The organism is Nonomuraea sp. B1E8 (assembly GCF_039871515.1).
GTDB lineage: Bacteria > Actinomycetota > Actinomycetes > Streptosporangiales > Streptosporangiaceae > Nonomuraea.
In genome coordinates this window covers 238,331-251,905 of the sequence record NZ_JBDPLS010000004.1, presented here as the reverse complement: position 1 = coordinate 251,905, position 13,575 = coordinate 238,331, and the positions used below count along the sequence as shown (strand labels likewise).

Below are 13,575 nucleotides of genomic sequence, written 5' to 3'. Positions count from 1 at the left end.
CGCCTTCCTGGTGTCCTGGGCGGGCCGTTACACGGTCGCAACCTCGGCGACGGCATCCTAGGTTCGGTGGAACTCCGTGAAGCGGACCGTCTCCTCGCCGCCGCACGCGCGCTGCTGGGCGAGCACGCCGTCGTGCACCGGCAGGCCGCCGCCGCCCTCGACCAGGTGCGCCTCGACGCGGCCAGGGCGCAGCTGGAGTCGGTCCCGATCTCCCGGCTGAAGGACGTCACCGACGGCCGGCTGCGCGTCGCCACCCTGGAGAAGGCCGGCTACACCACCGTGCGTCAGGTGCTGGACGCCTCGGCGTACCGGCTGCAGTTGCTGCCGGGGATCGGCGCGCGGACGGCGGGCCACATCCACGCGGCCGCCCGGCAGATCGAGCGGGCGGCGGCCGACGCCGCGAGCGTCCGCATCGACGTCGAGCACCACGACCAGCCGGTCACCGACCTCGTGATCGCCCTGCACCGCCTGGTGCGGGTGGGCCCCGACCTGCCCCGGGCCGTCGCGGCCGCCCGCGACCTGGACGGGCGGCTGGGGCCGCTGCTGGCCGCGGCCGGGCCGGCGCGCAGCCGCCTGCGTATGTGGTTCACGCTGCCCAAGCGGCGGCAGCGGGCACGCGACGCGCTGGCCGAGATCTCCGGCCTGCTCGACGCCTCGGCAGAGATACCGTTGCTGCTCGCCCAGGTCACCACCGATCTGCTGCGCCCGCCCGCGTCCGAGCTGGAGGCCTGGACGGACTTCGAGTCCCGCTCCCCGGATTACTTCGGGCTGCTGACCGGCCTCGCCGGGGAGCCCTTGCCGACGGGCGAGACCACGTTGCCCGGCGACCTGGCGGCCAAGGTCGGCGGGCAGCCGCTCGACGACACCTACCGCCGGGTGTCGCTCCGCGGCTACCAGGCGTTCGGCGCTCGTTTCGCCCTCGCCCAGGAACGCGTGATCATCGGCGACGAGATGGGCCTGGGCAAGTCGATCGAGGCCATCGCCGTGATGGCGCACCTCAGGGCGGAAGGGGCGACACATTTCCTGGTGGCGTGCCCCACGAGCGTGCTGATCAACTGGGTGCGGGAGATCGAGTCGCGCAGCACCCTGCGCGCCCACCCGCTGCACGGGCCCGGCCGGCTCGCGGCCCAGCAGGAGTGGGAGCGGCAGGGCGGCGTCGCCGTGGTCACCCTCGACAGCCTCCACCGGCTCGGCACGGAGGCCGTGCCCGGCCTGCTCGTCGTGGACGAGGCCCACTACGTGAAGAACCCGCAGGCCAAACGGTCCCAGACGGTCGCCTCGTGGTGCCGGCGCGTCGACCGGGTGCTCTTCCTGACCGGCACGCCGATGGAGAACCGCGTGGAGGAGTTCCGCGTGCTGGTCTCCTACCTGCGGCCCGAGCTGGCCGCCGGCCTGCGCAACAGCGACATGGTGGCGGGCGCGCAGGCGTTCAGGAAGGCGGTCGCGCCCGTCTACCTGAGGCGCAACCAGCAGGACGTGCTGGCCGAGCTGCCCGACCGGGTCGATGCGGACGAGTGGGTGGAGTTCAGCGGCGCCGACTTCGCGGCCTACCGGCAGGCCGTGTCCGACGGCAACTTCATGGCCATGCGCCGCGCCGCCTACGCCGAGCCCGCCACCTCGGCCAAGCTGAAGCGCCTGCTCGAACTCCTCGATGACGCCGAGGCCAACGGGCTCAAGGTGGTCGTGTTCTCCTACTTCCGCGCGGTGCTCGCCTGCGTGCGGGCGGAGCTGAACGGCCGCGCGCACGGGCCGCTGTCGGGTGACGTCGGCGCCGCGCGCCGGCAGCAGGTGGTCGACGAGTTCTCCGCGGCCAAGGGCCACGCGGTGCTGCTCAGCCAGGTGCAGGCGGGCGGGGTGGGGCTCAACCTGCAGGCGGCCTCCGTCGTGATCCTGTGCGAGCCGCAGGTCAAGCCGAGCATGGAGACCCAGGCGATCGGCCGCGCCCACCGGATGGGGCAGGTCCGCAAGGTGCAGGTGCACCGGCTGCTCACGGTCGACTCGGTCGACCAGCGCATGCTGGACATCCTGCACCGCAAGTCGCGGCTCTTCGACGCCTACGCCCGGCGCAGCGACCTGGCCGAGTCGGCGGCCGACGCGGTGGACATCTCGGAGCAGGCGCTGGCCCGGCAGGTGGTCGAGGAGGAGCAGCGCCGCCTGCTCGACCGCGGTGACGGCACCGGGTGAGCTCACACCCGCACGACCGGCTCCCCGGCCTCGATGATCGACGCGACCTGGAGGTGAGCCCGCGGCTCACCGGACGACCGCGACCTCGCGACCTGGACGTGAGCCCGCCGCTCAGCGGCCGAGCCGCGCCTTCGCGACCGGCACCAGCACCTGGCCCGTGACGAACTCGCTCCACAACCCGAAGGTCAGCGACGACCCGGGCTTGGCCGTGGTCTCCACGAAGCCGACGGTGCGGCCGTGGTGCTCGCGGGTGGCGCCGAACGACAACCGGAACCTGGTGGTGCCGGCGCGCTCCTGGGGCGGGGTGTCGTTCGGCGGCAGGATCTCGTCCAGCGCCCACCGGTAGTCCTTCCGGTACGGGCGCGACACACGTTCCAGGGTCTGCTCCAGCACCACGCCGGTGGAGGGCAGCACGACCAGCACGCCGGGCGAGCGGCCGATCCGGGTGTTGAAGGCGAGCACCTCGCGCGGCTCCCCGGTGGCGTACTCGGCCAGTCCGCTGCCCACCTGGGAGCCGTCCGGGCAGGCGGTCGCGCCCTTCTCCTCGATCAGTGCGCGGTCGCAGGTGGGGAAGGCGTCCGGGTTGAAGCTCACCGACCGGTCGAACAGGAACACGAACCGCCTGGCGCCCGCGGGCACCTGCCCGGTGCCGGCACGGCTGCGCCGGTCCCAGGCGAGCGTCACGCCGCGGCCTGGACCGGCGGTCGCCGTCACCTCCAGGGAGTCGATGTTGCGGGGACCCTCGACGTCCGCCTCGTGGGGCCGCTGCGGCCCGCCGGGCGCGGGGTCGGCTGGGGCGGCGGACGCGGGCGCCGCGAGGACGGTCAAGGACGCGAGCGCGGTCAGGGCGGCCAGCGCGAGCTTCGCTTTCATGGATCCTCCAAGGGGGTCGATCAATGTCGCGATGGTCACTCAACCAGCGAGCACCGAAAGATCAGATAAAGCCGTCGGTGAGACTTCCAGCATTTTCGAAGCGCGCTGCGGGATTCTGAAGGGATGACCGCCGAGGAGGACCGTCCCGGGCCGCCCGTGACCAGCACCTCCATCGTCCTGCTCACGCTGGCCCGCCGCATCGAGAGCGAGCTGGGCGCCGCCCTGGCGCCGCTGGATCTCACGGTCGGCCGGCTGGGGCTGCCCTGCCGGCCCTGCTGATCGTCCCCCGCCAGCGGGCCGCGCCGGCCGAGCCCGGCGAGCCGGCGGCGCTGCGCACGCTGAGCATGCTCACCGGCGGCTACGACGTGTTGTGGGCGGTCGTGGTCGTGCTGGTGATCGTCCAGCCGGGAGGCGGTCAACCGGCGCGTACGACTCGCCCGCGGTCGCGGAGCCAGGCGTAACCGCTCACCGCGATGCCCGCGACCGTGACGGCCGCCGCCACGAGGTAGAGCGAGCGCAGCCCGAGCCCGGCGTCGATGACCCGGCCGCCGAGCCAGGCGGCGAAGGCCGCCGCGAGCTGGTAGGCGGAGGCGTTCACCGCCATGGCCAGCGTGGGCGCGGCGGCGGCGGTGGCCAGCACCCGTGCCTGCATCCCGGGGATGACGGAGAAGCCGAGCGCGCCGACCACGAACACCATCACCGCCGTGACGGCCGTGCTGCCGCTGCCCGCCCACATGAGCACGAGCGCCCCGGCGAGCAGGGCCAGCAGCCCGATCTGCGCCCGCATCGGCGACATGTCGGACAGGCGGCCTCCGGCGATGTTGCCGGCCGCCGCGCCCACGCCGTACACCAGCAGCAGGACGGCGACCGCGCCGGCGGCGAACCCGGTGACGGTGGTGACGAGGGGCGCGAAGAAGGTGAAGACCATGAGCAGCCCGGCGTTGCCCACGGCGGTGACGGCGATGGCGAGGAGCACGTCGCGCCTGCGGAACACGCGCAGCTCGGCCACCGCGGAGGTGGCCGGCGCGGCGTCGCGGACGTCCGGCACCAGCCGCGCAACCAGCAACCACCCGGCCGCGCAACACGCGGCGACGGCCAGGAACGTGGCGCGCCAGCCGTGCGCCTCGCCGATGAGGGTGCCGATGGGCGCGCCGAGGATCATCGACAGGTTCATCCCGAAGACGAGCGTGGACACGGTGGACGCCTGCCTGTCCGGCGGGGCGGTGGAGGCGGCGATGACGATCGCGTTGGCGAAGAACGTGGACGTCACCAGCGCGGTCACCACCCGCGCGGCGAAGAGCGCGGGATAGGCGGGCGCGAGCGCGGAGGCCAGGTTTCCCGCGATGGCGATCGCGAGCAGGGCCAGGATGAGCGGCTTGCGCGGGAAGCGGGCGCTGAGCGCCGTCAGCACCGGGCCGCCGACGATCATCCCGATCGCGTACGCCGTCACCAGCAGCCCGGCGGCCGGGATCGACACGGTCAGGTCATCAGCGAGGTCGGGCAGGATGCCGGCGATGACGAACTCACCGGTCGTGATGCCGAAGACGCAGAGCATCAGCGCGGGCACGCCGGCGTTGGTCCTGGTCACGAAGACTCCATTCTTTACTGATCTGTACAAAATTACGGCAGCACGAACCCCGCGGCGGATCCCGCGGGGTTCACAGGGCGGCGACGGCCCCCTCGACGACGTCGAGCAGCGCCTGCCGGTCACCGGTGACCTTGGCGAGCACGCGCAGACCGTAGTAGGCACTCTGGAACGCGCGCGCCACCTGGAGCGGCGGCCGGTCGGACGCCAGCTCGCCCGTGCTCTGCCCGACCTCCACCAGCCGGAGGATCGCCTGCTCCAGATCGGTGAACTGGCGGCGCACGAGCCCGGCGACGGCCTCGGTGCGCCCGCTCGACTCGGTGGCGGCGTTGAGCGCCAGGCAGCCGCGCCGGCCGGGGTCGGCCATGTCGGCGTCGATGACGCCCAGCATCAGGTCTTTCAGCCGGTCGCGCACGGAGCCGGACTCGGCCAGCATGGCGAGCTGGGCCTCGCCCTTGGTGTCGGCGTAGCGGCGGATCGCCGCCTCGTAGAGCCGGTGCTTGCTGCCGAAGGCGTTGTAGAGGCTGCCGCGGCCGAGCCCCGTGCGGGAGCACAGGTCCTGGGTGGTGGTCGCTTCGTACCCCTTCTCCCAGAACAGCTCCATCGCGGCGTCGACGGCTGCCGCATCACTGAACTCGCGTGGCCTGCCCATGGAGGGGAGGCTACCGGATTCTGTACAGATCAGTAAAGAACATGCCGCGCCAGCCCACGCCACGCGCGGGCGCGGCACGGGTGGCGGCGGACGAGGGGGAAGAAGTGCTTAACTTGGCTACGTAAAACGTTTCATTCGCTCCGCGTCACCCCGGAAGGACACCCTTGGACTACGAACGCCAGCCGTACAGAAGGTGCGGCCGCAGCGGTCTCCTGCTCCCCGCCGTGTCGCTCGGCCTGTGGCACAACTTCGGCGGAGGCAGGCCGCTCGACAGCCAGCGCTCGATCCTGCACAAGGCGCTCGACCTCGGCATCACCCACTTCGACATCGCCGACCGGTACGGCCCCCCGCTGGGGGCCGCCGAGTCCACGTTCGGCCGGATCTTCCCCCGGTCGATGCGCGACGAGGTCGTGGTCACGACCAAGGGCAGCAACCCCATGTGGGACGGCCCGTACGGCAAGGGCAACTCCCGCAAGCACCTGCTCGCCACCCTCGACAGGTCGCTGGAGCGGCTCGGCCTCGACTTCGTCGACATCTACTACCTGCACCGCGACGACCCCGACACCCCGCTCGAAGAGCAGGTGGCCACGCTCGACCACATGGTCCGCAGCGGGCGCGTCCTCTACGTCGGCGTCTCCAACTTCTCCCCCGAGCGCACCGCCCAGGCCGCCCGCCTGCTGCGCCAGCTCGGCACCCCGCTCCTGGTGCACCAGCCGTCCTACTCCCTGCTCAACCGGGGCATCGAGGACTCGCTGCTGGGAGTGCTCGAGGAGCAGGGCGTCGGCTGCGTGGTCTACTCGCCGCTGGCGCAGGGCCTGCTGACCGACCGTTACCTCGACGGCATCCCCGCCGACTCGCGCGCCGCCGAGGGGCGTTTCCTCACGGCCGACCGGGTGACGCCGGAGGTGCTGGCGTTCGTGCGCTCGCTGTCCGAACTGGCCGAGGCGCGCGGCCAGACGGTGGCCCAGCTCGCGCTCGCCTGGACGCTGCGCGACCCGCGCATCACCTCGGTGCTCGTGGGCGCGTCCAGCCCCGAGCAGCTGGAGGCCAACGTGGCCGCCGTCGACAACCTCGGCTTCACCCACGAGGAGCTGGCGGCCATCGACCGCGCCGCCAAGGAGTCCGGCGTCGCGGCCTAGCGCGCCGCCCCTCGGCCGGCCGGACGGCGGCGCCTGCGGTGCTCAGCCGTCCGGCCGGTCGAGACGCTGGTAGAGGCCGTACACGAAGCGGGCACGGTACGCCGTGCCCGCGTGGGCGAACTCGACCGACCAGTGGTGCGGCGCCTGCCCCTCGAGCGAGGTGGCCCCCGGAAAGCTCGTGCCCACGTCGGCGACGACGCACGTCCAGGGGGTGAGGTCGGCGAAGGCCAGCCGCACGGCGCCGCGGGGCCGGACGAACCACTGGTGCCAGACCTCGCCCCCGGGCCCCGTCAGCACCTCGAACTCCAGGCCCGGCCACGACGGCAGGGCCCACCGGTGCACGTCGCAGGTCAGGCTGCCGAACGCGCGCGGGCCCGCGTGGTGGGGCGGGCCCAGCGCCATCCGGAAGACCGCCGCTCCCTTGGGAGCCCGCGCCGCGTGGGCCAGCCGGGTCCAGTGGGTGTGCGCGGCCCGCACCTCGGCCCTGGACGCGCCCATGGCGGCGAGCGCGTCCTCCACCCGGCCGGCGTTGAGGTCGCGCATCCGGTGCATCAGGGCCAGCTCGAACTCGCGCACCCGGAACCGCATGCCCCCAGCCTGCCAGAGGGCGCCGGTCGTTCGGACGGCTCAGAAGGCGAGCACGGTCACCGAGTGCGGGCCCACGGCCCACGTGCCGTCGCTCGCCTCGACCTGCCCCAGATCGCGCACCGCGACCGTGTCCGGCGCCCCGAGGGTGTTGACCGCGTGCAGGTCGCCGGTCCCGAGGGTGCGGACCCGCGCGCTCACGGGGGTCTCGCCGGCGGCGCCGTCGAGGACGATCCGCAGGCGCACGCTCTCGTCGCGGTGCCGGTTGACGACCGCGACCCGCACGGAGCCGTCGTCGGCCCGGGTGGCCGACACGTCGATGTAGGGGACGGTCATGGGCGCGGTGAGCAGCCGCCCGTCCGGGCCGCGGTTGTCGCCGAGCCGGACCGCCGCCGACCGCGCCGGGCCGTCCACCCGCGACGGCAGCACGGTCGGGCCCGTGTGGTGCCGGTAGAGGTGCCAGACGTGGTAGATGGCCGAGCGCAGCGCGCCGCCGGGACGGGCGACGATCACGCCGTTGGCGTTGACCAGGTTCACCGGGTTGGCCATGCTCACGGGCGCAGGCAGGCCCACGGTGCGGTGGACGGCGTGGAACACACCGGCGTAGAAGACGAGGTCGCCGACCGTACGCGGGCTCCACCGGTTCACCCGCACGGGGCCCGGCCGATCAGCGGGCGTCACGTCGGGGAGCTCGCGCGGGGCGATGCCGCCGTCGTCGCCGGGGAGCGGGTCCGGCCAGGCCGCGGGCTCCAGGTGGCGCATGTTCCACTCGTCGAGGGCGAGCGCGGGCGGGCGGTCCAGGCCGGCCTCCGCGGCGAGCGCCGTGACCAGCTGGGAGTAGGACTGGATCTCCCGCTCGAAGTAGAGGGACTGGGCGACGACGTCGTCGTAGTCGTCTCCGGTCCACAGGTGGGTGCCGGCGCCGTACAGGTGGAGGGACAGGTAGTCGAGCAGGTGGCCCGCCTGCCGCATCAGGGGGCGCGTCCACTGTTCCTGCTGCCAGGGGATGCCGACGCCGATCAGGCGGAGGTCCGGGTCGACCAGGCGCATGAACCTGGCGTGCTCGCGGGCCGCGGCGGCGTACTCCTCGGGCGGGCGGTGGCCCATCTGCCACGGGCCGTAGACCTCGTTGCCCACGCCCCAGTACTTCACCTTCCACGGCTCGGCGCGCCCGTTGCGGGCGCGCCGGCCGGTGAGCGCGGTCTCCTGGGCGGCGTTGGTGTACTCGACCCAGCGCACCGCCTCGTCGACGTCCCGGCAGGAATGCACGAGGTACGGCTCCGCGCCGACGGCCTCGCACCAGGCCAGGAACTCGTCGGTGCCGAAGCGGTTGGACTCCAGCCCGCCCCAGGCCAGCTCCAGCCGGCGGGGCCGGGTGTCGCGCGGGCCGACGCCGTCCTCCCAGTGGTAGGCGGAGGTGAAGTTGCCGCCGGGCCAGCGGATGGGGCCGGGGGCCAGTTCGCGGCAGAGCTCCAGCACGTCGGCGCGCACGCCTTGGAGCAGGCCGGGTTCGTCGATGGACAGCGGCGACCCTTCGTCGAAGACGCCGCCCTCGATGTTGCCGAAGAAGGCGGACTCCAGGAAGTGGCCGTAGACGTCGTCATCGATCCGGCCCTCCGGGTGGCGGGTGTCGATCGTCACGAGCGCCTCACGGGCGGGGACGGGCATGTCAGGGATCTCCGTTCCGGTCATTGCTTCACCGCTCCCGCGATGCTGTCGACGAACTTGCGCTGGAGCACGACGAAGACGGCGATCACCGGGATCAGCGAGATGACCGCCGCGGCGGCCATCCCCGACCAGTCGGTGCCCCGTTCTCCGACGAAGACGGTCATGCCCACGGCCAGCGTCCGCAGGCCGGGCTCGCTGAGCGTGAACACCAGCGGCAGGAGGTAGGCGTTCCAGGCGAACAGGAACGTGAGGATGACCACCGTGGCGGTGATCGGCCAGGCGAGCGGGAGCATCACGCGGAAGAAGATTATGAAATGTCCGGCGCCGTCCAGGCGCGCGGTCTCCTCCAGCTCCTTCGGCATCCGCCGGAAGAATCCCGCGTAGAGCAGGGTCGAGGCGATCTGCCCGCCCGCGCCCAGCCCGAGGATCACGCCGGCGTGCGTGTTGAGCAGGCCGAGCTGGTCGGTCAGCTGGGTGATCGGGATGATCGTGTACCCCTCGGGGAGGAAGAAGGTGACCAGGAACACCCCGATGAGCAGCTTCTTGCCGACGAAGTCGTAACGTCCGAGCACGTAGCCCGCCAGCGCGCTGCGCACGACGACGAGCAGCACGGTGCCCACGGTGATGACGAGCGTGTTGACGAAGTACGTGGCGAAGCCCACCTCGTTCCAGGCCCGGGCGTAGTTCTCCCAGACCGGCTCCTCGGGCAGCAGGGCGAGCCCGCGGCCGAAGATCTCGGGCGAGGACTTCAGCGACGCCGAGACGAGCCAGGCGAACGGGTAGACCCACAGGCCGCCGAGCACGAGGAGCAGGACGACGGTCACCACCTGACCCGGGCTGGGACGGCGGAGCAGGCGGGCACGCCAGGTCGGGCCGGCCTGCGCGGTCGCCGTCATGACGCCCCGGTCCTTCCTCTGGCCCAGCGCATGCCGACGGCCTGGGCGATCGCGAAGCCCACGGTCAGCAGCCCGAACAGCACCGCCGCCGCCGACGCGTAACCCAGCTGGGGAACGGTGGCCTGGAAGGCCGTGCGGAAGATGAAGATCTCGATCACCTCGGATGAGAAGGACGGGCCCCCGCCGGTCAGGGTCTGCATCAGGTCGAAGACGTTGAACGCGGCCACCGTGTCGATCAGGGTGATGATCACGAGGAACGGCACGAGCAGCGGCATCGTCACGTGGCGGAACTCCGCCCACGCGCCCGCGCCGTCGATCATCGCGGCCTCGTGCACCCCCTGCGGGATCGTTTGCAGCGCGGCGAGCCAGTAGATCAGCGTGATGCCCAGCCACTTCCACACCCACACGGCGATCCCGGCGTAGAGGGAGGTGCCGGCGTTGGCCGCGAAGTTCGCCGGCGAGTCGATCAGCCCTGACCAGACCAGCGCCAGGCTCACCGGGCCGCTCGCGTCGAGCAGCAGGGTGAACACGACGCCGACGATGGCTCCCGTGGTGACGACCGGCAGGAAGAACAGTGTGCGGAAGAAGCCCTTGAACGGCGTCTTCTTCCGGTTCAGCACGAGCGCGAGCGCCAGCGCCAGCCCCACCCGCAGGGGTACGGCGAACACCAGGAACACGATCGAGTTCCAGAACGCGTTCCAGAAGAGGTCGTCCCCGATGAGCCGCTCGAAGTTCTCGACGCCGACGAAGGTGCCGGCGGTCGCGAAGCCCGGCCAGTCGAGGAGGGCGAACCACCACGAGGCCAGCAGCGGGTAGACGGTGTAGGCGCCGTAGCCGAGGAGGGTCGGGAGCAGGAAGAGGTAGATCCACCAGTCCTGCCGCAGGCGGCGCAGCAGGCCGCGCCCGCCGCGGTCCCGCGCGGCCGCCACGGCCGGACGCTCGCGCCGCCGGATTGTCGTTGTCATCGTGCTCCTGTTCGCGGGCGGGCTCGGCTCAGCGCTCGGCGTAGGCCTGCTGGTCGTAGTCCGCCTTCCTGTCCCAGTTGGCGAACACCCAGGCCTTCGTGTCGACCTCGACGCCCTTCTCCTCGCGGACGGCCTTGATGGCGCGCTCGCGCTCGGCGCTCATCGCGTCGGTGTAGCGGCGCAGCTCGCCGGCCACGTCGGAGGTCGACCCGGTCAGCACCGACTGGACGATGTCGCCGAGGTTCGGGTGGACGTCGCGCATCTCGGCGAGCACCTGCCAGACGCCGGGGGTGGCGACCTCGGGCGCCGGGGCGATCCGCACGTCGTCCTGGAAGTTGGCCACGCACTGCCGGTAGGCCGGGTGCACCTCCGCCTCCTCCACCACGTCGGCCAGGGCGGGCGGCTGGTCCATGGCGGCGGCCAGCCTGGCCTGGAACTCCTTGGTCGTCATCTGCAGCATGAGGTCGGCGGCGTCCTTGGCCCGCTTCGACTGGCTCGACACCCAGAAGGTGCCGGACTGCGGAGGGCTGTAGACGAAGTTCCTGCTCGTCTCGGGGCAGGGGATGTGCCAGGTCCCGACCCCGCGCTCCACGGCCTCCGGCTCGTCCACGCGCAGGCCGCCGATGAACCAGGCGCCCCACAGGTACACGCCCGCCTGACCGGCCGCCCAGCGGGCGCGGGCGTCGCGGGCGCCCATCGACGGTGACGCGGGATGCACGACCTTGTCGGTCTGCAGGGCGGTCAGGAACTCGATGGCGTCGGCGTACTGCTGGGCGTCGAAGGCGTACGCGCCCGTCGTCCAGTCGATGCCGCCGGGCGCGCCGGCGGTCATGGCCAGCCGGTTCACCAGGAACTGCAGGTATTCGGTCTCCTTGCTCGGCACGACGATCCCGTACACGCCGTCGCCGGTGCCCTTGGTGAGGCGCCGGGCGACGTCGCGCAGGTCGTCCCAGGTGGCCGGCTCTTCCTCGGGGTCGATCCCGGCCTGCTTGAGCATCGCGGTGTTGTACCACGGCACCGCCTCGTGCCAGCGGCCGGAGAACATGGGGAAGGAGTAGATCTCGCCGTCGAAGCGGTGCATGCCGTCATGGAGGAACTCGCCGACCGGGCTGCCCTTGAAGTCGGCGAGCTTGCCGATCGGCTGGAACCAGCTCTCGCTGACCAGCGCCGCGGCGGAGGTTCCCAGGCCGGCCAGCGAGTGCACGTCCGGCATCTGGTTGCTGCGCCGCCCGACCTGGAGCGCCTGCCCCAGGTCGGGCACGTCCATCTGGCGCCGCTCGATCGTGACCCCGGGATGCTCCTTCATGTAGGGGCCGAACAGATCCTCCTGCAACATCTTCGTCAGCGGGCGGAACTGGTCCCACCACTGGAGGGATCCGCTCGAACCGCCGCTTTCCCGGCTCATCTGCCCGCCACCCGTGCATCCGGCCAGCGCCGCGGCGAGTGCGGCGGCGCCGGCGCCGCCGATGAACTGGCGCCGGCCCATGCTGGGTCGCCCGGCGCTCCCGGCGCCGGGCCGGTTTCCAAGGATCCGTTGCTGCCGCCGCATGGCGACTCCTCTTCGTCGGTTCGGTCAGCGACCTGTCCCGCCCGTCCCTGATCGCAGGGATCCCCCGGTCAAGCGGATTTATGTTTGCGCAAACCTATGTCCGCCGTCCATCAGCGTCAAGATGGTGACGGTGAGGATTCCGCGCGGACGGCATCTGTCACTGCGCTGGGCGTGATCGGCTTGACGTCGTGATATGCATGTTTGCGTAAACAAGAGAAGCGAGCACACGAGGGCTCGGGGAACGATTTCCGCGGCCCTGGGCGGGGATGTACGCTGTCGGCGGCGACACGTCCTTGAGCGACGTCGAGAGCGCCGGCGGCCAGGCCCTGACCGGCCCGTCCCCGCCTTTTTCGTACGCTCCGCCCGCTGCGATGACGAAGGGAGACGCCCGGCGTGGTTCGAGCACCAGGCACGAGAGCGTCCGGAGGGCCGTCCATGGCCGACGTCGCCAAACTCGCCGGGGTCTCCGGCCAGACCGTCTCCAGGGTCGTCAACGGCAACGACCGCGTGACCGCCGCCACCCGGCTCAAGGTCGAGACGGCCATGAAACAGCTGGGCTACCGCGCCAACATCGCCGCGCGGGCGCTGGCGACCGGCCGGTTCGGCACGATCGGCGTCGTCACGTTCAACCTCAGCGCCGTGCTCAACGTGCGCATCGTCGAGGCCGTCGTGACCGGGGCCCAGGCCCGCGGCTACTCGGTGAGCATCGCGGTGGTCGACGCCCCCACGGAGAAGGACGTGCGCGCGGCCGTGCGCGGCCTCACCGACCGGGCGGTCGACGGCGTGATCGTGATCGAGGCGCGCGTGCTCGACACCCCCCACCTCCGGCTGTCCGACGAGGTGCCCCTGGTCATCGCCGACAGCAAGGCGGCGCACCGGCATCCGACGTTCGGCATGGACGAGGCGGCCGGCGCCCGCGCCGCCGTCGACCACCTCCTGGAGCTGGGGCACGCCACGGTCCACCACGTGGCGGGGCCCGCCGGGTCCAATCCCGCGCAGCGGCGCAGGGCGGCCTGGCAGCGGCTGCTGAAGCGGGCGGGACGCGCGATCCCGCCGCCCGTCGTCGGCGACTGGTCGCCGCGGTCCGGCTACGACGCGGCACTGCGCCTGCTGGCCGACGACTCCGTGACCGCCGTCTTCGCCGCCAACGACCAGATGGCGGTGGGCGTCCTGCGGGCGGCGGCCGAGCTGGGCCGCCGGGTGCCCGATGACCTGAGCGTCGTCGGGTTCGACGACCTCGACTTCGCGCCCTTCCTCACCCCGCCGCTGACCACGGTGCGCCAGGACCTCGCCGCGGTGGGGCGCCGCTGCCTGGAGCATCTGATCGCCCAGATCGAGACGCCCGCCGGACCTGCCACGGCCGCCGGCACCAGCCGGTTCGTCCGTCCCGAGCTGGTGGTCCGCGCGTCCACCGCGCCGCCGCGCCGCTGAGCCCACGCGGGCCGGCCGTTGACAGCTCGATCGAGTTAGCGCAAACAT

Annotated in this window: 12 protein-coding genes; 4 read left to right on the top strand and 8 right to left on the bottom strand. The window is 72.3% G+C overall.

Annotated elements, in window-relative coordinates; all coding sequences use genetic code 11:
• Nucleotides 1-66 precede the first annotated feature (66 nt).
• Complete coding sequence (locus tag ABGA98_RS16135) at nucleotides 67-2,184, top strand: DEAD/DEAH box helicase (RefSeq protein ID WP_347619103.1); 2,118 nt, start codon at nucleotides 67-69, stop codon at nucleotides 2,182-2,184.
• 111 nt (nucleotides 2,185-2,295) lie between these two features.
• On the opposite strand, the gene ABGA98_RS16130 is transcribed toward ABGA98_RS16135, so the two are convergent.
• Entirely contained in the window at nucleotides 2,296-3,057 is a 762-nt protein-coding gene (locus ABGA98_RS16130; protein WP_347619102.1) for a hypothetical protein, read from the bottom strand.
• A gap of 123 nt (nucleotides 3,058-3,180) precedes the next feature.
• Here ABGA98_RS16130 and ABGA98_RS16125 point away from each other — a divergent pair, with 123 nt between their 5' ends.
• Nucleotides 3,181-3,336 carry a hypothetical protein gene (locus ABGA98_RS16125; RefSeq protein WP_347619101.1) on the top strand — a complete coding sequence of 52 codons (156 nt, stop codon included), beginning with the start codon at nucleotides 3,181-3,183 and terminating at the stop codon, nucleotides 3,334-3,336.
• A 136-nt stretch (nucleotides 3,337-3,472) separates the two neighbouring features.
• On the opposite strand, the gene ABGA98_RS16120 is transcribed toward ABGA98_RS16125, so the two are convergent.
• Both ABGA98_RS16120 and ABGA98_RS16115 read right to left on the bottom strand, forming a co-directional pair.
• Nucleotides 3,473-4,645 (bottom strand): MFS transporter, encoded by a 1,173-nt coding sequence (locus ABGA98_RS16120; protein WP_347619100.1) that lies wholly within the window; start codon nucleotides 4,643-4,645, stop codon nucleotides 3,473-3,475.
• Nucleotides 4,646-4,715: 70 nt separating this feature from the next.
• Entirely contained in the window at nucleotides 4,716-5,294 is a 579-nt protein-coding gene (locus tag ABGA98_RS16115) for a TetR/AcrR family transcriptional regulator (protein ID WP_347619099.1), read from the bottom strand.
• A 164-nt stretch (nucleotides 5,295-5,458) separates the two neighbouring features.
• Here ABGA98_RS16115 and ABGA98_RS16110 point away from each other — a divergent pair, with 164 nt between their 5' ends.
• A complete protein-coding gene (locus ABGA98_RS16110; RefSeq protein ID WP_347619098.1) occupies nucleotides 5,459-6,433 on the top strand; it encodes an aldo/keto reductase in 975 nt (324 codons plus the stop codon).
• 42 nt (nucleotides 6,434-6,475) lie between these two features.
• Here ABGA98_RS16110 and ABGA98_RS16105 read toward each other — a convergent pair whose 3' ends face one another.
• The 5 genes from ABGA98_RS16105 to ABGA98_RS16085 are packed head-to-tail and all read right to left on the bottom strand — an operon-like array spanning nucleotide 6,476 to nucleotide 12,096.
• Nucleotides 6,476-7,021, bottom strand: coding sequence for a hypothetical protein (locus ABGA98_RS16105; protein WP_347619097.1), 546 nt, complete (start codon nucleotides 7,019-7,021; stop codon nucleotides 6,476-6,478).
• Between the two features lie 39 nt (nucleotides 7,022-7,060).
• Complete coding sequence (locus tag ABGA98_RS16100) at nucleotides 7,061-8,710, bottom strand: alpha-L-arabinofuranosidase C-terminal domain-containing protein (protein WP_347619096.1); 1,650 nt, start codon at nucleotides 8,708-8,710, stop codon at nucleotides 7,061-7,063.
• On the bottom strand, nucleotides 8,707-9,582 hold the full coding sequence (locus tag ABGA98_RS16095) for a carbohydrate ABC transporter permease (protein ID WP_347619095.1): 876 nt from the start codon (nucleotides 9,580-9,582) through the stop codon (nucleotides 8,707-8,709). The genes ABGA98_RS16100 and ABGA98_RS16095 overlap by 4 nt, the downstream gene beginning before the upstream one ends.
• Nucleotides 9,579-10,547, bottom strand: a complete 969-nt coding sequence (locus ABGA98_RS16090) for a sugar ABC transporter permease (protein ID WP_347619094.1) — start codon at nucleotides 10,545-10,547, stop codon at nucleotides 9,579-9,581. Before ABGA98_RS16090 ends, ABGA98_RS16095 begins: the two co-directional genes overlap by 4 nt.
• Before the next feature lie 28 nt (nucleotides 10,548-10,575).
• Nucleotides 10,576-12,096 (bottom strand): extracellular solute-binding protein, encoded by a 1,521-nt coding sequence (locus tag ABGA98_RS16085; RefSeq protein ID WP_347619093.1) that lies wholly within the window; start codon nucleotides 12,094-12,096, stop codon nucleotides 10,576-10,578.
• Between the two features lie 435 nt (nucleotides 12,097-12,531).
• Here ABGA98_RS16085 and ABGA98_RS16080 point away from each other — a divergent pair, with 435 nt between their 5' ends.
• On the top strand, nucleotides 12,532-13,527 hold the full coding sequence (locus tag ABGA98_RS16080; protein WP_347619092.1) for a LacI family DNA-binding transcriptional regulator: 996 nt from the start codon (nucleotides 12,532-12,534) through the stop codon (nucleotides 13,525-13,527).
• Nucleotides 13,528-13,575 lie beyond the last annotated feature (48 nt).

What these genes read in the sequence shown, in the direction of transcription:
- ABGA98_RS16105 (WP_347619097.1), bottom strand. Translation starts at nt 7,021, where the DNA reads ATGCGGTTCCGGGTGCGCGAGTTCGAGCTGGCCCTGATGCACCGGATG.
- ABGA98_RS16090 (WP_347619094.1), bottom strand. Translation starts at nt 10,547, where the DNA reads ATGACAACGACAATCCGGCGGCGCGAGCGTCCGGCCGTGGCGGCCGCG.
- ABGA98_RS16125 (WP_347619101.1), top strand. Translation starts at nt 3,181, where the DNA reads ATGACCGCCGAGGAGGACCGTCCCGGGCCGCCCGTGACCAGCACCTCC.
- ABGA98_RS16115 (WP_347619099.1), bottom strand. Translation starts at nt 5,294, where the DNA reads ATGGGCAGGCCACGCGAGTTCAGTGATGCGGCAGCCGTCGACGCCGCG.
- ABGA98_RS16085 (WP_347619093.1), bottom strand. Translation starts at nt 12,096, where the DNA reads ATGCGGCGGCAGCAACGGATCCTTGGAAACCGGCCCGGCGCCGGGAGC.
- ABGA98_RS16130 (WP_347619102.1), bottom strand. Translation starts at nt 3,057, where the DNA reads ATGAAAGCGAAGCTCGCGCTGGCCGCCCTGACCGCGCTCGCGTCCTTG.
- ABGA98_RS16100 (WP_347619096.1), bottom strand. Translation starts at nt 8,710, where the DNA reads ATGACCGGAACGGAGATCCCTGACATGCCCGTCCCCGCCCGTGAGGCG.
- ABGA98_RS16080 (WP_347619092.1), top strand. Translation starts at nt 12,532, where the DNA reads ATGGCCGACGTCGCCAAACTCGCCGGGGTCTCCGGCCAGACCGTCTCC.
- ABGA98_RS16095 (WP_347619095.1), bottom strand. Translation starts at nt 9,582, where the DNA reads ATGACGGCGACCGCGCAGGCCGGCCCGACCTGGCGTGCCCGCCTGCTC.